The organism is Paraburkholderia antibiotica (assembly GCF_012927125.1).
GTDB classification, from domain to species: Bacteria; Pseudomonadota; Gammaproteobacteria; order Burkholderiales; family Burkholderiaceae; genus Paraburkholderia; species Paraburkholderia antibiotica.
This window is the reverse complement of record NZ_JABBFZ010000001.1, coordinates 1-24517: the sequence shown is the minus strand read 5'-3', so window position 1 is coordinate 24517 and position 24517 is coordinate 1. Positions and strand designations below refer to the sequence as shown.

Annotated in this window: 23 protein-coding genes; 11 read left to right on the top strand and 12 right to left on the bottom strand. The window is 64.8% G+C overall.

The annotated features are described in order from the left end of the window. Window positions 1–876: 876 nt before the first annotated feature. Window positions 877–1455: a superoxide dismutase [Fe] gene (gene sodB, locus HHL14_RS00115; protein WP_169495578.1), complete on the bottom strand. Its 579-nt coding sequence runs from the start codon at window positions 1453–1455 to the stop codon at window positions 877–879. Between the two features lie 255 nt (window positions 1456–1710). Beyond that, a complete protein-coding gene (gene xseA, locus HHL14_RS00110; protein WP_169495577.1) occupies window positions 1711–3090 on the bottom strand; it encodes an exodeoxyribonuclease VII large subunit in 1380 nt (459 codons plus the stop codon). 749 nt (window positions 3091–3839) lie between these two features. Here xseA and lpxK point away from each other — a divergent pair. The 5 genes from lpxK to HHL14_RS00085 all read left to right on the top strand — a co-directional run bounded on the left by lpxK (window position 3840) and on the right by HHL14_RS00085 (window position 7941). Then, a complete protein-coding gene (lpxK, locus tag HHL14_RS00105) occupies window positions 3840–4856 on the top strand; it encodes a tetraacyldisaccharide 4'-kinase (protein WP_169495576.1) in 1017 nt (338 codons plus the stop codon). Further along, window positions 4837–5040, top strand: coding sequence for a Trm112 family protein (locus tag HHL14_RS00100; RefSeq protein ID WP_007180583.1), 204 nt, complete (start codon window positions 4837–4839; stop codon window positions 5038–5040). The genes lpxK and HHL14_RS00100 overlap by 20 nt, the downstream gene beginning before the upstream one ends. A gap of 194 nt (window positions 5041–5234) precedes the next feature. Further along, window positions 5235–6029 (top strand): 3-deoxy-manno-octulosonate cytidylyltransferase, encoded by a 795-nt coding sequence (kdsB, locus tag HHL14_RS00095; protein ID WP_169495575.1) that lies wholly within the window; start codon window positions 5235–5237, stop codon window positions 6027–6029. 210 nt (window positions 6030–6239) lie between these two features. Next, window positions 6240–6905 carry an adenylate kinase gene (adk, locus tag HHL14_RS00090; protein WP_169495574.1) on the top strand — a complete coding sequence of 222 codons (666 nt, stop codon included), beginning with the start codon at window positions 6240–6242 and terminating at the stop codon, window positions 6903–6905. A 277-nt stretch (window positions 6906–7182) separates the two neighbouring features. Continuing rightward, window positions 7183–7941, top strand: coding sequence for a 3-hydroxyacyl-CoA dehydrogenase (locus HHL14_RS00085; RefSeq protein WP_169495573.1), 759 nt, complete (start codon window positions 7183–7185; stop codon window positions 7939–7941). Between the two features lie 146 nt (window positions 7942–8087). Here the strand turns inward: HHL14_RS00085 and HHL14_RS00080 are convergent, their stop codons facing one another. Beyond that, on the bottom strand, window positions 8088–8930 hold the full coding sequence (locus HHL14_RS00080) for a SirB1 family protein (protein ID WP_169496264.1): 843 nt from the start codon (window positions 8928–8930) through the stop codon (window positions 8088–8090). 5 nt (window positions 8931–8935) lie between these two features. Next, window positions 8936–10486, bottom strand: a complete 1551-nt coding sequence (gene murJ, locus HHL14_RS00075) for a murein biosynthesis integral membrane protein MurJ (protein ID WP_169495572.1) — start codon at window positions 10484–10486, stop codon at window positions 8936–8938. A gap of 627 nt (window positions 10487–11113) precedes the next feature. Between murJ and rpsT the strand changes: the two genes are divergently transcribed. Then, window positions 11114–11392: a 30S ribosomal protein S20 gene (gene rpsT, locus HHL14_RS00070; RefSeq protein ID WP_169495571.1), complete on the top strand. Its 279-nt coding sequence runs from the start codon at window positions 11114–11116 to the stop codon at window positions 11390–11392. A gap of 227 nt (window positions 11393–11619) precedes the next feature. Here rpsT and HHL14_RS00065 read toward each other — a convergent pair whose 3' ends face one another. Beyond that, window positions 11620–11967 carry a DUF3579 domain-containing protein gene (locus tag HHL14_RS00065; protein ID WP_169495570.1) on the bottom strand — a complete coding sequence of 116 codons (348 nt, stop codon included), beginning with the start codon at window positions 11965–11967 and terminating at the stop codon, window positions 11620–11622. Window positions 11968–12468: 501 nt separating this feature from the next. Here HHL14_RS00065 and argF point away from each other — a divergent pair. After that, entirely contained in the window at window positions 12469–13398 is a 930-nt protein-coding gene (gene argF / locus HHL14_RS00060) for an ornithine carbamoyltransferase (protein ID WP_169495569.1), read from the top strand. Between the two features lie 202 nt (window positions 13399–13600). Here argF and murB read toward each other — a convergent pair whose 3' ends face one another. Further along, a complete protein-coding gene (gene murB, locus HHL14_RS00055) occupies window positions 13601–14725 on the bottom strand; it encodes a UDP-N-acetylmuramate dehydrogenase (protein WP_230412874.1) in 1125 nt (374 codons plus the stop codon). Between the two features lie 254 nt (window positions 14726–14979). On the opposite strand from murB, the gene HHL14_RS00050 reads away from it, so the two are divergent. Further along, on the top strand, window positions 14980–15465 hold the full coding sequence (locus HHL14_RS00050; RefSeq protein WP_169495568.1) for a YajQ family cyclic di-GMP-binding protein: 486 nt from the start codon (window positions 14980–14982) through the stop codon (window positions 15463–15465). Between the two features lie 329 nt (window positions 15466–15794). On the opposite strand, the gene plsY is transcribed toward HHL14_RS00050, so the two are convergent. After that, a complete protein-coding gene (gene plsY, locus HHL14_RS00045; protein WP_169495567.1) occupies window positions 15795–16430 on the bottom strand; it encodes a glycerol-3-phosphate 1-O-acyltransferase PlsY in 636 nt (211 codons plus the stop codon). Between the two features lie 155 nt (window positions 16431–16585). Then, window positions 16586–17077 carry a Cys-tRNA(Pro) deacylase gene (gene ybaK / locus HHL14_RS00040; RefSeq protein WP_169495566.1) on the bottom strand — a complete coding sequence of 164 codons (492 nt, stop codon included), beginning with the start codon at window positions 17075–17077 and terminating at the stop codon, window positions 16586–16588. A gap of 148 nt (window positions 17078–17225) precedes the next feature. Between ybaK and HHL14_RS00035 the strand changes: the two genes are divergently transcribed. After that, window positions 17226–18788, top strand: a complete 1563-nt coding sequence (locus HHL14_RS00035; protein ID WP_169495565.1) for a class I adenylate-forming enzyme family protein — start codon at window positions 17226–17228, stop codon at window positions 18786–18788. A 247-nt stretch (window positions 18789–19035) separates the two neighbouring features. On the opposite strand, the gene xerD is transcribed toward HHL14_RS00035, so the two are convergent. The 3 genes from xerD to queG form a co-directional block, all read right to left on the bottom strand. Then, the gene (gene xerD, locus HHL14_RS00030; RefSeq protein WP_169495564.1) at window positions 19036–19974 is read right to left on the bottom strand and encodes a site-specific tyrosine recombinase XerD; all 939 of its coding nucleotides are present in this window, start codon (window positions 19972–19974) and stop codon (window positions 19036–19038) included. Between the two features lie 14 nt (window positions 19975–19988). Next, window positions 19989–20459 (bottom strand): methylated-DNA--[protein]-cysteine S-methyltransferase, encoded by a 471-nt coding sequence (locus HHL14_RS00025; RefSeq protein WP_169495563.1) that lies wholly within the window; start codon window positions 20457–20459, stop codon window positions 19989–19991. A 278-nt stretch (window positions 20460–20737) separates the two neighbouring features. Then, window positions 20738–22096: a tRNA epoxyqueuosine(34) reductase QueG gene (gene queG / locus HHL14_RS00020; RefSeq protein ID WP_169495562.1), complete on the bottom strand. Its 1359-nt coding sequence runs from the start codon at window positions 22094–22096 to the stop codon at window positions 20738–20740. Window positions 22097–22113: 17 nt separating this feature from the next. Between queG and tsaE the strand changes: the two genes are divergently transcribed. Further along, complete coding sequence (gene tsaE, locus HHL14_RS00015; protein ID WP_169495561.1) at window positions 22114–22710, top strand: tRNA (adenosine(37)-N6)-threonylcarbamoyltransferase complex ATPase subunit type 1 TsaE; 597 nt, start codon at window positions 22114–22116, stop codon at window positions 22708–22710. Next, complete coding sequence (locus HHL14_RS00010) at window positions 22692–24311, top strand: N-acetylmuramoyl-L-alanine amidase (RefSeq protein ID WP_169495560.1); 1620 nt, start codon at window positions 22692–22694, stop codon at window positions 24309–24311. Before tsaE ends, HHL14_RS00010 begins: the two co-directional genes overlap by 19 nt. Before the next feature lie 112 nt (window positions 24312–24423). Here HHL14_RS00010 and HHL14_RS00005 read toward each other — a convergent pair. Further along, window positions 24424–24517: IS3 family transposase (locus HHL14_RS00005; RefSeq protein WP_169495559.1), on the bottom strand; the 94-nt coding region annotated here is incomplete at its 5' end.

The following is a 24517-nucleotide window of genomic DNA, read 5'->3' as shown; positions in this document are numbered from 1 at the left end:
TCGCTAAATTCCGTGGTTACAGCTTCGTTACAGAAAGTTTTTCCTCGCTCGTCCTTCCAGGCACTCGCTTCAGGGAAATTCGGCGATCGCACCCGGTATATCGGGTAATGCTTGTAAATCGACCGGCAATCAAATCCGACGCTGCGCGGCCTACACTCGCCTCGAACAAAACCCAACCGCCCCGCGCTCGCAGTACGACGCGCCCCACCCCATAGACGCAGCAATCGACAAACAAAGGATGCCACGATGAACCGGCTCATTCTCGCCGCGAGCGCGACATGCATCGTTAGCGCCGCGCCCGTGTTCGCACAATCGAATCCCGCGGCACCCAGCATCGTCCTCCAGCAACCGGCAGCAACGAGCTTTCCCAACGCGGCCGTCGCGCAAAACTTCCAGTACATCAACCATCCGCCGCCACCCACGCCTGCAAGTTCGGCAAGGCCCCCCAGTGGCGGGCGCGGTCATCGGCACCGGTCGATATCGACGAGCACGGATTCCGGTAACTAGCAGCGAAGCAGCAACAGAAACCGGCAGAAACGGACCGATAACAGGCAGAGAGCAGCAATTAGTAAGCCGCGCGAAAACACGACTCAACCAGCTTGCCTACCACGCGCCACCACCCGACGCGCACATCACCGCAGTTACGAACTGTGACAATCTTCTTTCAACCACCCCACCAGAAACCAGAAAGAAGCCTACGCCACACCTGGAAGCGAAAGCAGCCAGCCCCTCCTCGGCTCCAAAAAACAGAAAGCCCTCGCATAGGAGGGCTTTCTCGTTTCGCTACCGTCATCGATCGCAACCGGCGGATTCAGTTCGAACGATCCGAATCTCGCGTCAAGTCACGACATCGACGGTCAGCAACAACCGGCGATCTCAGGCGAAGTTCTTCGCTGCGAATTCCCAGTTGACGATGTTCCAGTACGCTTCGACGAACTTCGGACGCGCATTGCGGTAGTCGATGTAGTACGCGTGCTCCCACACGTCGATCGTCAGCAGTGCCTTGGCGTCGGTGGTCAGCGGGGTCGCGGCGTTGCTCGTCGACACGAGGTCGAGCGAACCGTCGGCCTTCTTCACCAGCCATGCCCAGCCCGAGCCGAACGTGCCGACCGCGGTCTTCGCGAATTCTTCCTTGAACTTGTCGAACGAACCCCACTTGGCGTTGATCGCGTCAGCCAGCGCGCCGGTCGGAGCGCCGCCACCTTGCGGCGACAGGCTGTTCCAGAAGAACGTGTGGTTCCACACCTGAGCCGAGTTATTGAAGATGCCGCCCGACGACTTCTTGACGATCTCTTCCAGCGACAGGTTTTCGAACTCCGTGCCCTTGATCAGATTGTTCAGGTTGGTCACATAGGTCTGGTGGTGCTTGCCGTAGTGAAACTCAAGCGTCTCTTCCGACATGTGCGGGACGAGCGCGTTTTTCGCGAACGGCAGCGGCGGGAGCGTATGTTCCATGGTGCTTTCCTTCTGTATCTGTTGTGGGGGGAGTCTGCGGAGGACGCTTTAGAGCACTCGATTGTAGGCGAGTTGGAATAACCCCGCAAACCGACGGACTTTATGCCCAGCATGACAAACACGCCGCGCGCAAGGCCTTCAGAACGGTTGCGCACGACGCATGCCCGCACGATCGGAACACGGCCAAACGGGGCCAAACGGAGCGAAACAGCAACACGACACGGCACGACGCAACACACGCCCACCGCTGAAACATCAGAAGCCGTCGCTCAGGCGAGCCTGCACGTCGGCGAGCGCGACGTCGGCCGAACCCTCGGCGAGATGCATCGTCAGGCGCCGGCCCGGTTTCAGCGACGACGGCGTGCGGATCGCCCGGCCGCTTTGCGCATCGAGCACCGCCGCATAGCCGCGCTCGAGCGTGCGCTGCGGACTCAGCACTTCGAGCCGCGCGGCGAGCGTATCGATACGCGCGGTCTGGCGTTCGTGCTGGCGCGACAACGCGGCATTCAAACGCTGCGCGAGGTTGTTCACGCGCGTCTGCTCGGCGGCGAGATCCGGGCGCCAGCGTTGCCAGCGCATCTGCAGCAGCGCAAAGCGCGCCCGCGCATCGCGCACCGGCCGCGCACCCGCCGACGCAAGCCGCACGCGCAACTGCTGCAGATGCGCGCGTTGCCGCTCGAGCCGCTCGGCCGGCGACACCAGCCGGCGCGCAAGCCAGTCGAGTTGCTGCGCGCGCCGCTCCATCATGCGGCCGAACGCGCGTGCCAGCGTCGCGTGCCGATGATCGAGCTCGCGCAGCAGCATCGCGCGCTGCGGACTCACGAGTTCGGCGGCGCCGGTCGGCGTCGGCGCGCGCACATCGGCGGCGAAATCGGCGATCGTGAAATCGGTTTCATGACCGACGCCGCTCACCACCGGAATCGCGCTTTCCGCGATCGCGCGCGCCAGCACTTCTTCGTTGAACGCCCACAGATCCTCGATCGAGCCGCCACCGCGGCACACGATCAGCACATCGACCTCACGCCGCGCGCCGGCCGCCTCGACCATCGCGGCGAGCTTCGCGCTGACGCCCACGCCCTGCACCGGCGCCGGATAAACGATCACCGGAATATGCGGCGCGCGGCGCGACAGCGTCGTCAGCACGTCGCGCAACGCGGCCGCCTGCAACGACGTGACGATACCGATCGCGCGCGGATGCGTCGGCAGCGCGCGTTTGCGCTCGGCGGCAAAGAGACCCTCGGCCTCGAGCTGCGCCTTCAGTCGCAGAAACGCTTCGTACAGACGTCCCTGGCCGGTGCGGCGCACCGCTTCGACGTTCAGTTGCAACTCGCCGCGCGGTTCGTACATCGTGACCAGCGCGCGCACTTCGATGCGATCGCCTTCGCGCGGCGTGAACTCGGCGTATTGCGCGCGGCCACGAAACATCACGCAACGCATTTGCGCCTGCGCATCCTTGATCGAGAAATACCAGTGGCCGCTCGCGGCGCGCGTGAAATTCGAGACTTCGCCCGCCACCCAGATGAGCGGAAACGAGCGTTCGAGCATCGAGCCGATCGCGCGATTGAGTGCGGAAACGGGAACGACGACGTCACCACCGGGCGTCGCCGGCGCAGCAAAGGGACTTTCGGGATTCATGCGAGGATTAAATAGAACTGGCCGGACAGACGATAGACCGACTGGCTAGCGGCGTCCAGCTTGATCGCTGGATTGTTAAAAGTGTCCACATGGCGGGAACCGCCTGACGAATTCCGCCAGAACCCGCGCCAACGCTCGCGAATTCAGGGCATGCCTTTGATTTATATGGTGTTTATATCTCAACAAGGTGCAACCACACCGAGCCAGAGCGCACGGAACGGCCATTTCGGCCAATCGGATGGCAGGTTCTCCACAAAGTTATCCACAGGGCGTGCACACCGCCGAAACGTGTCGGCGAAGCTGCCGCGCTCGCCGCGCGACTTGCCGGGCGGGATGCCCGCGCGCTAGAGTGGCGGGTTCCACGGCATGCCGAACCAGCGCGAAATAGACACGTCAGGGACAAGTCGGGGACGCTCGGACCGTCCCGGTGGCAGGATTGTCCTGGCGTGTCGGTGAGCGCATGGCCGGCCGTTGAGGGCATGACTGGGCAACGCGTCAAACCACGGCGCCAGACCATCGAGCCAGGACCTGGCCAGGCAGCACGAGTCCAGCGGCTACGCCGCTTGCGCCCCGGCCTTGCTTGCGCGAGTGCTGCCGCTGCCCCTGCTGCTGCCTCTCAACCCGCCTCAATTTTCGATTGCCCGGAGAATCGTGCTGATGCTGACCCCGCGTATCGCACCCGACGCCTTCGCGTCTCCGCTTCGCCCGCATCCGGTGCGCGGCGCGCAGTTCGCTGTCATCGCCCGCCCATGAGCAAACTCAGCCATCGTCTCGAAGCGCGCCTCGCGCGCGAATGGCAACAGCGCGGTCCGCTCGCCTGGGCACTGACGCCACTCGCCTGCGTGTTCGGCGCCATCGCGGCCGCGCGCCGTGCCGCGTTCTCGTTCGGCTGGCTGAAGTCGGTGCGTGTCGGCGTGCCGGTCGTGGTGGTCGGCAATGTGACCGTCGGCGGTACAGGCAAAACTCCGACCGTGATCGCGCTGGTCGAGGCGCTGCGCGCCGCGGGCTTTACGCCCGGCGTCGTGTCGCGCGGCTATGGCGCGCGCGTGAATACGCCGACCTCGGTCACGCCGGGCTCGTCGGCACGCGTCGGTGGCGACGAGCCGCTCCTGATCGCGCGTCGCACCGGCGCACCGGTGTGGGTCTGCCCGGACCGCGTGGCCGCCGCGCAGGCGCTGTGCGCCGCGCACCGCGACGTCGACGTGATCGTCAGCGACGATGGTCTGCAGCACTATCGCCTCGCGCGCGACGCCGAACTGGTCGTGTTCGATCACCGGCTCGGCGGCAACGGTTTTCTGCTGCCGGCGGGGCCGCTGCGCGAACCGCTATCGCGCCGACGCGACGCGACGTTGATCAACGATCCGTACGCGCGCACGCTGCCCGCATGGCCGAACACCTTCGCCCTGCAACTCGCGCCCGGCGACGCGTGGCATCTGGACAACCCCGCGCTGCGCCGCCCGCTCGCCCAATTCGCCGGTCAGCGCGTGCTGGCCGCGGCCGGCATCGGCGCGCCGGAACGTTTTTTCGCGACGGTGCGCGCGGCCGGCCTCGCGCCCTCGACCCGCGCGCTGCCCGATCACTACGCGTTCGAGCGCAATCCGTTCACCGACATCGACGTCGACGCGATCCTGATAACGGAAAAGGATGCGGTAAAATTAGGGTCCTGGCACGACGCGCGCATCTGGGTTGTCCCCGTCGAAACCGCGCTCGATCATCGCCTCATTGCATTAGTTGTGGAGAAAGTCCGTGGACGCTCGCCTGCTTGAAATTCTCGTCTGCCCGATCTGCAAGGGCCCGCTCAGCTACGACCGCGCCGCGCAGGAACTGATCTGCAACGCCGACAAGCTCGCCTATCCGATCCGCGACGGCATCCCCGTGATGCTGGTCGACGAAGCGCGGCAAACCGTCGAAGGCACGCCGGTCGACCTGAATCCGGGCTCGGTCGCCTGACGCGGGTCGATTGGCGACGAACGCGGGAGCGGACCGCACACCACGTGCGCGCATCAGTCGCCGCCGCGTCGGTCCATCGTCACCCTTCCCGCCGTTCTCGCCCTTCTTCGCCGCATCGGTTTTAATCTGAATCCGCGTACGCGTTACGCTCGCGCACGCTTCCTCCCGGTCTTCTCGCCGCCCGCCCTGATCCGATGACCCACACCGCCACTCATCCGTTTATCGCCGTCGTGCCGGCCCGCCTCGCGTCGACGCGTCTGCCCAACAAGCCGCTCGCGGACATCGGCGGCAAGCCGATGGTGGTGCGCGTTGCGGAGCGTGCGCGCGAATCGGGCGCGCAGCAGGTACTGGTCGCGTCGGACTCGCAGGAAGTGCTCGACGCCGCGCACGACCATGGCTTCGACGCGGTGCTCACGCGCGCCGATCATCCGTCGGGCACGGACCGTCTCGCGGAAGTCGCCACGCGCTTCGGCTGGAGCGACGACACGATCGTCGTCAACGTGCAGGGCGACGAACCGCTGATCGATCCGGCGCTGGTGCAAGGCGTGGCCGCGCATCTCGCGACCACGAGCGGCTGCGCGATCGCAACGGCCGCGCATCCGATCACCGATCCCGCCGAAATTTTCAATCCGAACGTCGTCAAGGTCGTGCCCGACGCGCGCGGCGTCGCGCTGTATTTTTCGCGCGCACCGATTCCGTGGGCACGCGATGCGTGGCAACCGCACTGGCCCAACGTCGCATCGATGCCCACGCCGCCGGCACCCGCCGTCGTGTACCGGCATATCGGCCTGTACGCGTATCGCGCGAAATTCCTGCGCAGCTATCCGAGCCTCGCGATCTCGCCGATCGAGCAGGTCGAGGCGCTCGAACAGTTACGCGCGATGTGGCATGGCGAGCGCATCGCGGTACTCGTCACGCATGACGTGCCGCTGCCCGGTGTCGACACCCCCGCCGATCTCGCGCGCGTACGGGCTTTATTCGGGTCTTGAGCGCAACAAGGCATGGCATAATCGGACGGTTGTGCGCGCCTCCCAGCGCAGGCGACACCGGGTTATCCCGGTCGCGCCGCGCGGATCTCGCAGCGCCGTCGTACGCGACGTGCAGCGCGAGCCAGCTAACGGCAGGCGAGGCGAACCCGGTGAGAAATCTCCCGGAACACGCCGCGCCAACAAAGAATTCACATAGATCTGGAGATATCCATGCGTTTGATCCTGTTGGGTGCACCGGGTGCTGGCAAAGGCACTCAGGCCAACTTCATCAAGGAAAAGTTCGGCATTCCGCAAATCTCGACCGGCGACATGCTGCGCGCGGCCGTCAAGGCGGGCACCCCGCTCGGCCTCGAAGCAAAGCGCTTCATGGACGCAGGCGAGCTGGTCACGGATGAACTGATCATCAATCTCGTCAAGGAACGTCTGCAGCAGCCGGATTGCGCGAACGGTTATCTGTTCGACGGCTTCCCGCGCACGATTCCGCAAGCCGAGGCGATGAAGCAAGCCGGCGTCGCGATCGACTACGTGCTCGAAATCGACGTGCCGTTCAACGAGATCATCGAGCGTATGAGCGGCCGCCGCTCGCACCCGGCTTCGGGTCGCACGTATCACGTGAAGTTCAATCCGCCGAAAGTCGAAGGCATCGACGACGTGACCGGCGAACCGCTGATCCAGCGCGACGACGACAAGGAAGAGACGGTCAAGAAGCGTCTCGAAGTGTACGAATCGCAAACCAAGCCGCTGATCGAGTACTACAACGGCTGGGCGAACAACGGCGATGCATCGACCTCGCTGAATGCGCCGCAATACCGCCGGATTTCGGGCCTCGGCAGCGTCGAGGAAATCCGCAGCCGCGCGTTCGACGCGCTGAAGTAAGCGTCGTTAGCTGTTTGCGTTGGCATGAAAACCCGCCCCTGTTGGCGGGTTTTTTATTGGCGCGTCGCTTTCGCCAGAGTTTCGCCCGAGTCTGAAAACAGGCGACGGGCACGCAGTGGAAAGCGATGCGATCTGGTCGGCGAAATAGTTAGCTTTCCATATCGGTTCGCGTAGGTCCGCTTCGCTTTCCGCATTGCAGCACAGCCGCTACAATCGATCGATCGTCGATAAGGCTTCGATCGAGACAGCACTGAACAACCGTAGCAAAGGAGAAGAGATGGAGATTCGTGACAACGTATTCCTGATCACCGGCGGTGCATCGGGTCTGGGCGCCGCCACCGCGCGTCTGCTCGTCGAAAACGGCGGCAAGGTCGTGCTCGCCGACCTGAATCTGGACGCGGGCGAAGCGCTCGCGAAGGAACTCGGCGGCGTGTTCGTCAAATGCGACGTGAGCCGCGAAGAAGACGCGCGCAATGCCGTCGATGCCGCCACGAAACTCGGCACGCTGCGCGGTCTCGTCAATTGCGCGGGCGTCGCGCCGGCCTCGAAGACGGTCGGCAAGGACGGCCCGCATCCGCTCGATCTGTTCACGCGCACGATCTCGATCAACCTGATCGGCACCTTCAACATGATCCGGCTCGCGGCGGCGGAAATGTCGAAGAACCAGCCGAACGGCTATGGCGAGCGCGGCGTGATCATCAACACCGCGTCGGTTGCCGCCTACGACGGCCAGATCGGCCAGGCGGCCTACTCCGCGTCGAAGGGCGGCGTGGTCGGCATGACGCTGCCGATCGCGCGCGACCTGTCGCGCAACGCGATCCGCGTGATGACGATCGCCCCCGGCATCTTCGAAACGCCGATGCTGCTCGGCATGCCGCAGGAAGTGCAGGACGCGCTGGGCGCGATGGTGCCGTTCCCACCGCGTCTCGGCAAACCGGCGGAATACGCGATGCTGGCCAAGCAGATCTTCGACAATCCGATGCTGAACGGCGAAGTGATCCGTCTGGACGGCGCGATCCGTATGCAGCCGAAGTAAGGACCGTTCGAGCGCCAGTCTTTGCAAGCCGCTTCGCGCGGCTTTGCAAAACCGGACCGGAAATAAAAACGCCTGCCCATGTGCATCATGGGCAGGCGTTGCTGTTTTCCGCAGACGAAAATTACGCGACCAAAAAACGCGCGCCGCTATTCGCTACCGTCGGGCCGCGTGCGTTGCCGCAATTCGTGCAGCTGCGATTCGACCACGGTCGCATCCTCCGCATCGGGGCGGTCGCCAAGATAGTTCTCGAGATCCTCGAGCGCGGGCCGCAGATAATCGAGCCGCGCATACGCGAAGCCGCGATCGCGCACTTCCTCGATGTTGTCCGGCAGCAGGATCACGAGCCGCTGTTGCACCGCGAGCAGGCGCTGCCAGCGCTCGGTCTGCAGATAGATCGCCTTCAGATTGCGCAGCATCCGCGCGACGATTTCGCGGCGGGTGGCCGGCTGCAGCAGCATGCGCAACGCGCGCCCGACCGAATCGCCGGCGGATGCGACGTACGGCTCCAGCATCTCGACCATCTGCGCTTCGGACAGCGAATGACCGGTGGTCGGATCGAGCATTACGTCGCCGTCGGGCGTCGTCACGCGCAGCAGGAAGTGACCGGGAAACGACACGCCGCGTACCGGAACGCCGATCTGTTCGGCCATCTCCAGGTACAGTACCGCGAGCGAAATCGGAATGCCGCGGCGACGCTTCAGCACGACGTTCAGATGACTGTTGTCGGGGTCGTAGTAGTCGTTCAGATTGCTCGCGAAACCGAGCTCACGGAAGAAGAAGCGGTTCAGGATGCCGACCTTCTGGCGGATGTCGGCGTCGTCCGGCATGCGGCGGCGCAGCCGCAGCACCAGCTCGTCGATCTCGGCGAGTGCCGCCTGCAGATCGAGGTCAGGATAAGCGTCCTGCGCGAGCGACAGCGCTGCCTCGGTCAACGGCAGGCTCTCGTCTTCGGCGACGAGCGTGCTGAAATAGTCGAGAACCCGCGTCATCGTGATCACTTCACTCGCCTTTTGAAATACGCGTACTTGAAGCCCATCAACCAAAGCATACCGAAATATAGCGCGGCGAACACCACGAGACACGCACCGAGCAGCACCATCCGATTGACCGGTTGGCTATGCATGCCGATCCAGTCGAAGCTGATCGCGAGCCAGCGCATCACGCCGGCGAGCACGAGGCAGGCGCCGAGCAGTTGCACGAAGAATTTAAGCCAGCCGCGCGACGGCATATAGATGCCGCGCTTGCGCAAGCCGAGGAACAGCAGCAGCGCGTTCACGCAGGCGCCGAGACCAACGCTCAGCGTCAGCCCCGCATGCGCGAACACCGGCACGAACACATAGTTGCTCAACTGCGTGACGATCAGCACGCCGATGCCGATTTTCACCGGCGTCTTGATGTCCTGCTTCGCGTAGAAGCCGGGCGCGAGAATCTTGATCAGGATCAGACCGATCAGGCCGACGCCGTACGCAGCCAGCGCGCGGCTCACCATCACGACGGAGTTGCCGTCGAACTTGCCGTAGTTGAACAGCACCGCGGTCAGCGGCTGCGCGAAGAAGAACAGCGCGATCGCGCTCGGCGCGGCGAGCAGGAACGTCACGCGCAGTCCCCAGTCGAGCAACGACGAATACTCGTGCGCATCGGCGTCGACGTGCGCTTTCGACAGACTCGGCAGCAGGATCGTGCCGAGCGCGACGCCGAGCAGCGCGGTCGGAAACTCCATCAGCCGGTCCGCGTAGTTGATCCACGACACCGCGCCGGGGCCGATGCGCGACGCGATGTTGGTGTTGATGATCAGGCTGATCTGCGCGACCGACACCGCGAACATCGCCGGCACCATCTTCGACAGCACGCGCTTCACGCCGCGATGCGCAAGCGCGCGCAGCGGATTCAGGCCGATGCGCGGCACCATGTCGATCTTCTTGAGGCCGGGCAGCTGCACGACGAACTGCAGCACGCCGCCGACGATCACCGCCCACGCGAGCGCATAGACCGGCGTTTGCAGCCGCGGCGCGACGAACACCGCGGCACCGATGAACGCGACGTTCAGCAGTACCGGCGCGAACGCGGGCAGCGAGAAGTTCTTGTACGTATTCAGCACGCCCGACGCCAGCGACGTCAGCGAAATGAAAATGATGTACGGGAACATGATGCGCGTCATCGCGACCGCGAGCTGGTAAGCCTGGCCTTCGTGCGCGAGGCCCGAGGCGACGACGAACACGACGCCCGACGCGCCGACCACGCCGAGCAGCGACAGCACGGCGAGCGCCCACGCGAGCACCGTCGAGGTCGCGTCGACAAGCGCCTTGGTGGCGTCGTGGCCTTGCTGGTTCTTGAACTCGGCGAGGATCGGCACGAAAGCCTGCGAGAACGCGCCTTCGGCGGAAATACGACGCAGCAGGTTCGGAATGCGGAAGGCGACGTAGAAAGCGTCGGTGTATTGACTGGCGCCGAACGCACGGGCGATCAACGTTTCACGGGCCAGTCCGGTCACGCGCGACAGCAGCGTGAAGCCGCTGACCGTCAGCAGGGCTCGGAATAGATTCATGGGGCGCTTATTATACGGGTCCCGCCAATGCGGGCGATGAGCCGACAGAGCGATTCGGACCGATTTATCGCGCGGACGTTCGCTGCGACCGGCATCGAGGCATGATTTTTCGTGTTTTTTCGGGGTGCTGGCAGGCGCGGCTGGGAGGTTTGTGGTGGCTTAGGGGCGGCTTCGAGGCGGCTTCCTGACGGTTTCGCGACCGAATGCCGGTGGAATCTCGCCGCCGAATGTTCGCCGGTCCTGGCGGCTGGCGGCTTCCGCTCCACCCGCCCGCTCCACGGCTTCCCGGTCAATGCGCACAGCCTTTCGCCCGGCCCCAGGCCAGTTACTGTGGCGCGGCCACGCTTTGTCGTTGCCACGTGCCTGATTTTGTTGCTATAATCGTCGGTTTCGAAGCCCGCTCAGTTTTCGAACGGTTTTCGGCTAGGATTCTCAGGTTGGCGCCACGCCATCGGTCAATTCCCCGAATGCCTTGAAACACGAGCCTGCCTTCGCGTAGTTCGATCGATTTTTTCGACACTTTTGCGCCCTTGGGCAATCGCTTCCAGGGGTTCGGATCGAGAAGCAGCACCTCGCCTCAACATTGAAGGCCGGGTACTGGAAACAGGAACAGGATAAGGAACCGTCATGGCTAACTCCGCACAAGCACGCAAGCGCGCCCGCCAGGCCGCGAAGGCAAACTCGCACAACTCGGCACTGCGCTCGAAGTTCCGCACGGCTATCAAGGCTGTTCGCAAGGCAATCGATGCAGGCGACCAGGCTAAGGCCGCTGAAATCTTCAAGGCATCGTCGAAGACCATCGACATCATCGCCGACAAGAGCATCATTCACAAGAACAAGGCAGCTCGCCATAAGAGCCGTCTCGCTGCAGCCATCAAGGGTCTGCAAGCGCCCGCAGCGCAGTAATTCCGGTCAGCCCGCTTCGGTGGGCTACCTCCTGTTTCCGCTGCACAAGAAGCCCGCTTTGGCGGGCTTTTTTGTTTTCGGCCTTCGCGCCCTGCTCTCGCGATGGATCACAGTCAGGAACGCACCGCGCTTTATTGCCCGCGATAAAGCCAGCCATAAAAAAAACCCGCTACTCGCGGGTTTTTGTTTTTTTCGATCCAGCGGCCCGACGATCAGGCCCGGCTGCGCTAGATCACATGCCGCTTGGCTTGCTGCGCCGGAGCATGATCCAGTTCCAGCTCACAGGCCTCGGTCACGACGAGGTCGTTGTCTTTCGCGAAGTTGAGCACGAAATCGAAGGCCATGGGCTCGATGTCGCGCAAACGCGAATCGAGAATCACACACTTGAGGTCGCCGATCATGGTCGGCCGGACGTACACCGAGTACTGCATGTAGGCGTTCGGCCCCTTCCTCACACCGGGCCCGAACGACGACATCACGCCCGCGAGCCGCTCCGACCAATCGCTCGGCCGAAACCTCTTTCCGGTCGACGTGATGCCCTGAATGAAATATTCGATTGGAGCTGTTTCGGCCATGTAGGAATACCTGTGTGACTGCCCGGCGGAAGGACGGTGAACCGGCGACGTGCCGGTCATGCGCTCAAACTCGCCGCAAGCGGCATGCGCGGCAGGCGCTCGCAAGCACCTGCGGCATACGACCTGGCGCTGACGCAACAATGACGAACCGCACCACGAGAACCGCTGCGGAGGATCGGCTGAACCGCCCTGGCACCTGCCAAGACGGCCACGCCGTGACAGGTTTTCCGCGCCGCACGAGCCGAGTTTCTTTATGCGAAACGCCGCCTGCTGGGCTTTGGGATAACCCGTAGATTATAGCGCAGCAGACCCTTTTCCGCAGCGCACACAAGCGCCCCACCCTCCCGCCGCGACGATCCTCGCGACGCTTTCATCCAGCTTGCCCCGCCTTCTGGCCGACTCGTCAAACGGGGCGAAATCCTTTATGCTGCCTTGAGTTACCACCAAACGACGGCGGCGCAGTCCGGCAATCCTGCTGGGTGAAACCGCCGTATTTGTTTCATGACCGCCAAGAAAATTCGCCACTACCTGCAGTTCAAGGATTTCTCGCTGGAAGACTACGAGTACGTGCTGGAACGCGCGCGCATCCTGAAACGCAAATTCAAGAACTACGAGACCTACCACCCGCTGCACGACCGCACGCTGGCGATGATCTTCGAAAAGAATTCGACGCGCACGCGCCTGTCGTTCGAAGCCGGCATCTTCCAGCTCGGCGGCCACGCGGTGTTCATGAGCACGCGCGACACGCAGCTCGGCCGCGGCGAACCGATCGAAGACGCCGCGCAGGTGATCTCGCGGATGGTCGACATCATCATGATCCGCACGTTCGGCCAGGACATCATCCAGCGCTTCGCCGAAAATTCGCGCGTACCGGTGATCAACGGGCTCACCAACGAATCCCATCCGTGCCAGGTGCTGGCGGACATCTTCACGTACTTCGAGCATCGCGGCCCGATCCGCGGCAAGACGGTCGCGTGGGTCGGCGACGCCAACAACATGCTGTACACGTGGATCGAAGCCGCGCAGATTCTCGGCTTCAAGCTGCGCCTGTCCACGCCGCCCGGCTACAAGCTCGACCGCGCGCTCGTCGCGGCGGAAAGCGCGCCGTTCTACGAAGAATTCGACGATCCGAACGAAGCCTGCGCGGGCGCCGACCTCGTCACGACGGATGTCTGGACCAGCATGGGCTTCGAGGCCGAGAACGAAGCGCGCAAGAAGGCCTTCGCGGACTGGTGCGTCGACGCCGACATGATGGCGCGTGCGAACCCGGATGCACTCTTCATGCACTGCCTGCCCGCGCATCGCGGCGAGGAAGTCAGCGCGGAAGTGATCGACGGGCCGCAAAGCGTCGTGTGGGACGAGGCGGAGAACCGCCTGCACGTGCAGAAGGCGTTGATGGAATTCCTGCTGCTCGGCAAGCTGAATCACTGACGCGGTAAGTGCGACGGGGCCTTGAATACGAGGCAAGGCTACCGGGTGGGTATCACGTCGCGCTTGCATAAGCGCACCGGAAGAACCGGAATGCAAAAAGGCGCCGGGAGGAAACTCCCGGCGCCTTTTCTTTTTCTTGACGCACTTCGACGCGCCTTAGCCCACCTCAGCGCACATTCAGCGCACAAAAATCAGCGCCCGCTTACAGACAAACCGGCTCCGCCTCCAGCTCCACGCCAAATCTGCCCAGCACGTCGCGCTGGATCGCCCGCGCGAGCGCCAATACGTCCGCGCCGCTCGCGCCGCCGCGGTTCACGAGCACCAGCGCCTGGCGGTCGTGCACGGCCGCCGCGCCCATCGCGCGCCCTTTCCAGCCGCAGCGGTCGATCAACCAGCCGGCAGCCAGCTTCACGCGACCATCCAGCTGCGGATAAGACACGATCTCCGGCTCGCGCTGCTTCAGCACATCGAACTGCGCAGCGTCGATCACCGGATTCTTGAAGAAGCTGCCCGCGTTGCCGAGCTCCAGCGGATCCGGCAGTTTCGCGCGCCGCACCGCCACCACCGCATCGAAAATAGCCTGCGCGGTCGGCGGCATCGACGTGCCGGCCGCGACATCGGCCGATTCGGCGCTCGCCGCGTAACCGCGCGCCGCCAGTTCGCGCGCGAGATCCGCATAGCCGGCGCGCGGCTGCCACACCTTCGGCAACCGGAACGTCACCGACGTAATCACGAAGCGCTCCCGCCCTTCCCGCTTGAAGAAGCTGTCGCGGTAACCGAAGCGGCACGCGGCCGCGTCGAGCTCGACCGCTTCGCCGGTCGCGAGCTCGATTGCCCGCAACGACACGAAGCGCTCGCACATCTCCATCCCGTACGCGCCGATGTTCTGGATCGGCGCCGCGCCGACCGTGCCCGGAATCAACGCCAGGTTTTCGAGGCCGGGCAGCCCTTGCTCGAGCGTCCACGCGACGAACTCATGCCACGGCTCACCCCCCGCCGCCTCGACATACCACGCGTCCTGATCCTCGCGCACCACGCGACGACCGCGCAGCGCGACCAGCAGCACGAGCCCGGCGAAGTCGCCAGTCAGCACCACGTTGCTGCCGCCGCCGAGCACGAGGCGCGGCAAGTCCGCGACACGCGAATCGCGCACCGCGGCAAGCAATTGCTCTTCGCGCTCGACCAGGCATGCGAACTGCGCATGCACGTCGAAACCGAACGTGTTGTGCGCCTTCAGCGGATAGCCGGCGATGAGCGGGGCAACGGAGGAAGCGACGGCGGACGCTGCGGAAGAGTCGAAACCAGCGGCAGGATGGAATTGGGACATCGCGGATGGGGACATCGAATAGCAGCAGAAAAACGGCAAGTCACGACAAATCGCAACGAACGGCGACGAACCGCCACGAATGACGGCAACGCGGCGCCATCCGGCGCTGGAGGCCGCCCGCGCGGCACTGCGCGACGGCCTTAGGCAAAAGGGAGTGGCGTCGGTAAAATGACGTCCGGTTCGTGATTATAGCGAGTGCCCCGCGCGCAGCCGACCGGCCGCGCCGCGCACCGCCGCACTATTGGGAGAATGCAATGCCATCGTTTGACGTCGTCTGCGAAGCGGACATGATCGAAGTCAAGAACGCGATCGAGCAATCCAACAAGGAAATCTCGACGCGTTTCGACTTCAAAGGCTCCGACGCGCGCGTCGAGCACAAGGAAAACGAAATCACCGCTTACGCCGACGACGAGTTCAAGCTCGGCCAGGTGAAGGACGTGCTGCTGTCGAAGATGGCCAAGCGCAACGTCGACGTGCGCTTCCTCGACTACGGCAAGATCGAGAAGATCGGCGGCGACAAGGTCAAGCAGGTCATCAAGATCAAGAAGGGCGTGTCCGGCGATCTGTCGAAGAAGATCGTGCGTCTCGTGAAGGACAGCAAGATCAAGGTTCAGGCCAGCATCCAGGGCGATGCAGTGCGCATCACCGGTGCGAAGCGCGACGATCTGCAGAGCGTGATCGCGATGCTGCGCAAGGACGTGACCGACACGCCGCTCGACTTCAACAATTTCCGCGATTAAGCAATCGCGACGCGCCAGGTTTGCACGAGGTTCGCAATGAGCCTCGTGCGAATTCCGCGGGTGTAAAAAAAGCCGCATCGCAGCGGCTGCATGTCGAGGCCTTGCCTTGCGCGGAGGTTCTGCGCGGAGGCCTCGCGTGGGAGCCTTGCGCGAAGGCCTCGCACTTCACCCGACGCTTATCGCGATTCGCATGATTCGCGCCACCGCATACGCCGCAAAGCGCGAAGCATCTTCACGTTCCCGTCGCCCCACGCATCGTTTTGCGACAGCGCGCGCCAAGTCACCGTATCGCCATCGAACCCGCGCCGAAGATCGCGTCGCCACCCACCTCAAAGATCGTTGCCCGACGCCGGGCTCGCGGCCTTCTTCTTGTCGCCGATCCGGCTCTCCTCGCCCCGCATCAGCTTCGCGATATTGCCGCGATGGCGCCACACGAGCAGCAGGCTCATCGCGAAGATCGACAGCGCGACGATGCGCGGCCCGAACAGGAACACATAGAAGAGCGGTGCGAACAACGCCGCGCACAGCGCGGCAAGCGACGAATAGCGCGTGAAGAACGCGACGATCAGCCAGGTCAGCAAGGTCGCGACGCCAAGCGTCGGATTGATCGCGAGCAACACGCCCGCGGCGGTCGCGACGCCCTTGCCGCCCTTGAAGCGGAAGAAAATCGGATACAGGTGACCGAGAAACACCGCGATCGACGCCAGCGCGATCGAGCGATCGTCGAGCCCGAAGCGCGCGCCGAAATGCACGACGAACCACACTGGCAGCCAACCCTTGAAGGCATCGCCGATCAGCGTCAGAATCGCGGCCTTCTTGCTGCCGCTGCGCAGCACGTTGGTCGCGCCCGGATTGCCCGAGCCGTACGAGCGCGGGTCGTCGAGCCCCATCGCGGCACTCACGATCACGGCAAACGACAACGAACCGATCAGATAGGCAACGATGGCGACGATCAGGTTTGGCATCTGAGGACTCTTATAGGTATCGCGGTCTGACACTCGACGCCCCAACCGCATCAGGGCATGCCACTCGGAACTGGGCGGCGCACATTCTACCGAACGTGTACGCGCGAAAAACATTCATGCAAACGTCAACACGCACTCGGACTTCAATCCACGCTTTAATCCACGCTCGCGCATTGCACCGGTTTCGCCGCCAGCAGCTCGGTCAGCACCGTCGGTTCGATGCTGACGAGAAAGCCGCGCCGCCCGCCGTTCAGCCAGATCCGGTCCATCTCGAGAATGCTCGACTCGACGTACACCGGCATCTGCTTGCGCGTGCTGAACGGCGACGTGCCGCCGATCAGATAACCCGAATGCCGGTTCGCGACCTCCGGCTTGCACGGCTCGACGCGCTTCGCGCCGATCTGCCGCGCAAGATTTTTCGTGCTGACGGTACGGTCGCCGTGCATCAGCACGATCAGCGGCTTCGCGTGTTCGTCCTCCATTACCAGCGTCTTCACGACGTGATGCTCGTCGACGCCGAGCTGGCGCGCCGATTCGCCGGTGCCGCCGTGCTCGACATAGTCGTAAGGATGCTCGCCAAAAGCGACGCCATGACGGCGCAGCAGTTGCGTGGCGGGCGTTTCGGACACGTGTCTGGATTTGCTCATCGGCGCATTGTAATGGCCCGTCCGCACGACCGCTATTTGCCGAACGGCCAATTGTGCGGGTCCGCGGCTTGTGGCACGATCGTTCGGAAATAGGCCGATGCAGTGCGAGATACTGCACGCGGGCAATGAACCGTTTCAGGAGGCAGTGTTGAATCAGGCTTCAGTCATCCGCACCACCATCGACATTCCCGCGCTGCTGGCCGCCCTGCCCGCGCGCATCAGCGAGATTCCGGCGCTCGTCGCCGCACGCGATCCGCAGCACGTCGCGCTGATCGAGGACGCGCGCAGCCTCACCAACGCGCAACTGCTGCAGGCCGTCGACGCGACCGCCGCGCTGCTGCGCGACTGGGGCGTGCGCGGCGGCGATCGGGTGATGATCGTCGCGGAAAACAGCATCGCGCAGATCGTGCTGCTGTTCGCGACCGCGCGGCTCGATGCGTGGGCGCTGGTATCGAACGCGCGGCTGTCGGCGGCCGAACTCGATGCGATCCGCGCGCATGCGCAGCCGCGCGTCGTCGCGTATGCGGTCGAAAGCTCGCCCGACGCGCTCCGGCATGCCGAGCGCCACGACGCCCACAGCGCACCGACGCTCACGCCGGACATCGGCGCGTGGTCATATGCGGTGGATGACAGCGTGCAAGCCGAGCCCGTCGAAGCCGCCAACGCGCGCCAATGCGCGGCGCTGATCTATACGACCGGCACCACCGGCGCGCCGAAGGGCGTGATGCTGTCGCATCGCAATCTGCTGTACATCGCGGCGGTGTCGAGCCGGCTGCGCCAGGTCGGCCCCGACGACGTCGTGTATGCGGTGCTGCCGATCTCGCACGTGTACGGCTTCGCGTCGGTGTGCCTCGGCAGCCTGCATGCGGGCGCGACCTTGCGGCTCGCGCCGCGCTTCGTGCCGGAAGCGGTGCGCCGCGCGCTCGCCGACGAGCGCGTGTCGATCTTCCAGGGCGTGCCGGCCATGCACGCGAAGCTGCTCGAACATCTGCAGACGCACGGCCACGCGTGGTCCGCGCCGCAACTGCGCTTCGCGTACTCGGGCGGCTCGCCGCTCGACGCCGCGCTGAAAGCACAGGCTGAAGCGATCTACGGTCTGCCGCTGCACAACGGCTATGGGATGACCGAAAGCAGCCCGACGGTGTCACACACGATGCTCGATGCACCGCGTGACGACTGCTCGGTCGGCGAAATCATTCCGGGGGTCGAGGTGAAGTTCGTCGGACTCGACGGCGTCGCGGCGGCGCCGGGTGAAATCGGTGAACTGTGGGTGCGCGGGCCGAACGTGATGCTCGGCTATTACCGCAGCCCCGAACAGACCCGCGCGACCGTCACTGAAGACGGCTGGCTGAAAACCGGCGACCTCGCGCGTCAGGATGCCGACGGCGCATTGCATATCGTCGGGCGCAGCAAGGAGCTGATCATCCGCTCGGGCTTCAACGTGTATCCGGCCGAGGTCGAGCATGTGCTGAACGCGCATCCGCAGGTCGTGCAATCGGCGGTGATCGGGCGCGCGGTCGAGGGCAACGAGGAAGTGATCGCGTTCGTCGAGCTGGTTTCGGGCGCGACGCTCACGCCGGCCGAGTTGATCGCGTGGTGCGGCGAGCGGCTCGCACCGTACAAGCGGCCGGCCGAACTGAAGGTGCTGGAGGCGTTGCCGGCGGCGTCGACCGGCAAGATTCTCAAGCATCGGCTGCGCGAGTTCGTGTGATGCGTGGTGGGCGCGGGCGGTGACGCGGGCCTGGCTCGCGCGCCGGTCGTGCGCTCATGCGCACCGCGAACATGCGCGCACACGGGCTACGAACACGCAAGCGCTGCGGCACGCAGCACGCAGCACGCAGCACGCAGCACGCAGCACGCAGCACGCAGCACGCAGCACGCAGCACGCAGCACAGCATATCGCGCGTCGCGCGCCGTACGTGCAACACCGCCCGCACTGCCACATCATCACGCCCCACTCACCCCCGCGGATGATGCTGCGCATGCAGCGACTTCAACCGCTCGCGCGCGACGTGCGTATAGATCTGCGTGGTCGATATATCGGTGTGACCCAGCAGCAGTTGCACGACGCGCAGATCCGCGCCGTGATTCAGCAGATGCGTCGCGAACGCGTGCCGCAGCGTATGCGGCGACAACGGCGCATGCACCCCGGCCGCCTGCGCGTGTCGCTTGATGATGTTCCAGAACTGCTGGCGCGTCATGCCTTCCGCGCGGGTCGTCACGAACAGCGCGTCGGCCGCGCGCGGACCGAGCAGCGCCGGGCGCGCGTCGCGCAGATAGCGCTCGATCCACGCATGCGCTTCTTCGCCGAACGGAATCAGCCGCTCCTTCGAGCCTTTGCCGGTCACGCGCACCACGCCTTCGTTGAGCCCTACCTCGACGGTCTTCAGCGTGACGAGTTCGGTCACGCGCAGACCGCTCGCATACATCAGCTCCAGCATCGTGCGGTCGCGCAGACCCAGCGGCGTGCCGATGTCCGGCGCGCCGAGCAGCGCTTCGACCTGCGCCTCGCTCAACGTCGACGGAAACCGCGGCGCCTGCTTTGCCGAGCGGATGCGCTGCGTCGGATCGGCGGTCGCGCGATGCTCGCGCACCGCCCACGCGTAGTAGCGGCGAAACACCGACAGCCGACGATTCGCCGAGGTCGCCTTGTCCTTCTGACGCGCCGCGCTATACGCGTTGAGGTCGGCTTCGCCGGCGGTGTCGAGCGACGCGTTGCGCGTGTGCGCAAGCCATTCGCAGAAGAGCCGCAGGTCGCGGCGATACGCGTCGAGCGTGTTGCGCGACAGGCCGTGCTCGAGCCACAGCGCGTCGCAGAATGCGTCGATCGACGCGGTGCTGGTCAGGAGCAGCGGCGACGCGGCCGCGTCGTCGGGCTGGGTTGCCGTTTCAGTCATATTCACAGTCGCGCTCATGCGTACGGCACACCTTCATGCGTGAGCAGCCAACGCTTTACGTTGCGAAAAAAGCCATCGCCGCCATGATGCGCGAAGCCGCCGATGCCGCCCGACCCGACCACGCGATGACACGGAATCACGATCGGAAAGAAGTTGGCGCCACACGCCTGGCCGACCGCGCGCGGCGCGCTGCCGACCTGCTTCGCGAGTTGCCCGTAGGTCAGCACGATGCCCGGCGGAATCTCGCAGATCGCCTGCCACACGCGTCGCTGGAACGCGGTGCCGACGTCGGCGAGCGGCAACTCGAACTTCGCGGACGCGCGCTCGAAATACCGCTCGATCTGTTCGACCGCCTGCCGCGCGAGCGGCGTATCGGGCGCGATGTTGCGGGTGGACTCCGGCAGATAGACGATCTCGCGCACGGCCTCGCCTTCGAGCCGGATGCCGACCTTGCCGAACGGCGCATCGATCACTGCGTTGAACATGATTGCCTGCTCCTTAATCGCGCGGCTGGAAGCTGGAAAGCGGGCACGCGGATTCGTGCCGCGCATTGGACGGGTAGCGTACCTGCATGGGGTGCGGGTGCGCTGCAACGACCCGCCACAACAACACCCCGCCGCCGCGAATTCTCTCCACCGAATTGCTGCCGCCGAATGCGCGCTACCGAATTCTCCGCGCCAGCTTCTCCCGGCGGATTTTCCATCAATGAATTGCCGCCACCGTCTCGCATCATCTATCGCATCGTCATCACTTACATCACCACTCACGCCGCTTCCAGCGCCCACTCCACATGCTCGCGCACAACCGCCGACGGATCATCGGCACGCTGCCGCAACGCGGCGACGATCGCCGCGCGTGCATCGGCGGCAAGACTCGCGGGCGCGGCACGCAGCGCATTGCCCATGCCGACCGCGAGATTGCGCAGCCAGCTCTCGTAACCGATGCGGCGAATCGCGCTGCCCTGCATGCGCGTATCGAACTCGTCGGCGCTCCACGCGAACAGCTCGACCAGCGACGCGCGATCGAGCCCGTGCCGCACGTCGAAATCGGCGACCGGCGCCGCCTGCGCGAACTTGTTCCACGGACACACGAGCTGGCAATCGTCACAGCCATACACACGATTGCCGATCAACGGCCGCATGTCCAGGGGAATACTGCCCTTCAGTTCGATCGTCAGATAAGAGATGCAGCGGCGCGCGTCGACCTTGTACGGCGCGACGATCGCGCCGGTCGGACAGGCACCGAGACAACGCGTGCAACTGCCGCAATGCGAGCCGGGCGTTTCGGGCGCGACTTCGGGCGACGTGTCGGCGTCGGTCGGCAACGGCAGGTCCACGTAGATTTCGCCGAGGAAAAATAGCGAACCGGCGTCGCGCTGCAGCAGCAGCGTGTGCTTGCCGCGCCAGCCGATGCCGGCCTTCTGTGCGAGTTCGACTTCGAGCACCGGCGCCGAATCGGTGAACACGCGATAGCCGAACGGTCCGATCGCCGCTTCGATCCGGTCGGCCAGCTGCTGCAGCCGGTTGCGCATCACCTTGTGATAATCGCGGCCGCGCGCATAGATCGACACCACCGCCGTCGACGGATCGGCGAGCCGCGCATGCTCGGCCGCGCGCCAGTCGCGCGCGTGTCGAACGCTTTGGCGTGGGTCTTGCGGCGCGCTTTCAGATGGCGTGGGGTAGCGTTCATGCGGGCCTTCGCGCGAAGCTTCCCGCGCCCCCTCATGCCCGCCCTCCTGCGCTCCTCCAAACCCACTCTCACCCGCCCCTTCAAGCGTGTCCCCGGCCAGCGTCCGCGCAGGCAGATAAGCGATGCGCGCGGTGATCACGCGTCGCGTGCCGGCCACAAGCTCGGCCGGCCGCGCGCGTTTCATCCCGTGTTTGGCCATATAATCCATCTCGCCGTGGCAGCCCGCTTCGAGCCACGCCGCAAGCGGCGCTTCGGCGGCCGACAGGTCGGTGTCGCTGATGCCGATCGCCCCGAAACCGAGTTCACGGCCCCACGTCTTGATGTCGAGCGCGAGCGCATGGAGCGCCGCTTCGTCGAAACGAGGCTCAGTCCGCGCGGCATCATCGGCCGCCGCGGGCGTGCGGGAAACAGGGGACGTCGGACTTCGGTTCATCACGCCATTTTACGAGAATGCCTGTCAATTCCGATCACGCGCTCCTACCGTCCGCTCCTGTGCAGCTCGAACGCAGTTTCGCGCTCGCGGACGAAGCCGCCACTCAGGCATTCGGCGCGCGCTTCGCGCAGGCCATCGAAAGCGTGCGCGAAGCGTCGCGACAGCACGCGGCACCGCAGCCGGACGAAGCGCATAGCGCGGCCGACAGTCATCCGTTCAACGGCTTGCAGGTACAACTCATCGGCGACCTCGGCGCCGGCAAAACCACGCTCGTACGCGCGACCCTGCGCGGTCTCGGCCACGCCGGCCGCGTGCGCAGTCCCACCTACACGCTGGTCGAACCGTACATGCTCGAACGTCCCGCTGGGGAACTCGCGCTCTATCACTTCGATCTGTACAGATTCACCGATCCGGCCGAATGGGCCGACGCGGGCTTTCGCGAGTATTTCGACAGCGGCGCGATCTGCCTCGTCGAATGGCCGCAGCGCGCGGGCTCGCTGCTCGGCGTGCCGGATCTCGTTTTCTCGCTCGAACTCGACGGCGACGCGGACGCACGCAAACTCGTCGCACGGGCGTATAGCGAATCAGGAAAGGCATGTCTCGAAAGATGTTGATCAAACCGTTCCGCTCGATCGAATCGGCGGCGAACGCAACGCATAACTGGCGGCGTCGGCAGATGCTGCGCGCGGGCGCATCGACGCTGTTGCTCGGCCTCGTCGCGCCGCGTCTCGCGTTTGCGAGCTCGGTGCTCGGCGTGCGCGTATGGCCCGCGCGCGATTACACGCGCGTGACGATCGAGTCCGATCAGCCGCTGCAAAACGCCCAGCAACTGCTGCAGGGACCGGACCGGCTGGTCGTCGATCTGAGCGGACTCGACCTCGATCAGGCGCTCAAGGATCTTGTCTCTCAAATCACGCCGAACGATCCGCAGATTTCGTCGGTGCGGGTCGGCCAGTATCAGCCGCACGTCGTGCGCATGGTGTTCGACCTGAAGGGCTCGGTCAAACCGCAGGTGTTCACGCTGCCGCCCGTCGGCACGTACAAGTACCGGCTCGTGTTCGACCTGTATCCGGCCGTCGCACCCGATCCGCTGATGGAGCTGCTCGCGCAGAGCGAGCACAAGCAGGATGCGCTGAACGCGGAAAACGGCGCACCGCCGCCCGCGACGCTCGCCGGTCCCGGCACCACGCCGCCCGCCGACAACAGCGAAGCATTCTTCGAGCGCTACGCGCAGAACGGCGGCGCCGGTAGCGCCAACAACGGCGGCGCAGCGGCCGTGCCGCATCCTCCCGCGCGCGGCACGACGACGCTGGGCGCGCCGCCGATCATCGCGAGCAAGCCGGCCACGCCTGCGGCACCGACCATCCCAAGCGCGCCGCCCGCCGCGATCGCGCGCAACAAAGGCAGCGGCGGCAACGCCACGCGCGACCAGGACGCCGACGCGCTCGCCGGCAACGACGACACCTACGCGTTCAGCGCGCCGAAGTCGAGCCGCGGCAACACGGTGCGGCTGCTCACCGTCGCGATCGATCCGGGCCACGGCGGCGAGGACCCGGGCGCGATCGGCGGCTCGGGCACCTACGAGAAACATATCGCGCTCGACATCGCGAAGAAGCTGCGCGCGAAGATCGACGCGCAGCCCAACATGCGCGCGATGATGACCCGCGACGCCGACTTCTTCGTGCCGCTGAACGTGCGCGTGCAGAAGGCACGCCGCGTCGGCGCGGACCTGTTTGTATCGATCCACGCGGACGCGTTCACGACGCCGGAAGCGCGCGGCTCGTCGGTGTTCGCGCTGTCGGAGCACGGCGCGTCGAGCGCGGCCGCGCGCTGGATGGCGAACAAGGAGAACTCGTCGGACCAGATCGGCGGCATCAACGTGAAGTCCGCCGACGCGGCCGTCAATCGTGCGCTGTTCGACATGTCGACCACCGCGCAGATTCGCGACTCGATGCGCTACGGCAACTTCGTGCTCAAGGAAATCGGCGACATCAACAAGCTGCACAAGGGCTCGGTCGAGCAGGCCGGCTTCGCGGTGCTGAAGGCGCCGGACATTCCGTCGATCCTCGTCGAAACCGCGTTCATCAGTAATCCGGACGAAGAGAAGCGCCTGAACGACGACGCGTATCGCGACAGGATGGCGAGCGCGATCATGACCGGCATCAAGCGCTATTTCGCGGCGAACCCGCCGCTCGCGAAGAGCCGCATGACGTGATGCGCCACGGGCTCGTCGCTTTGCGGTGGCGTTGAAGTGACTAGCCCTTGCTCGCGCTGCCATAAAAAAACGGCCTCACTGAACTGACCCCGCGAAGTTGGACGGTTAGAGATTAAACGGTACGCGAGGCCTGGGTCCTGTATTGCACGGGACTCAGGCCTTTCAACTTGAGCCTGATGCGTTCGTGGTTGTAGTAATGGATATAA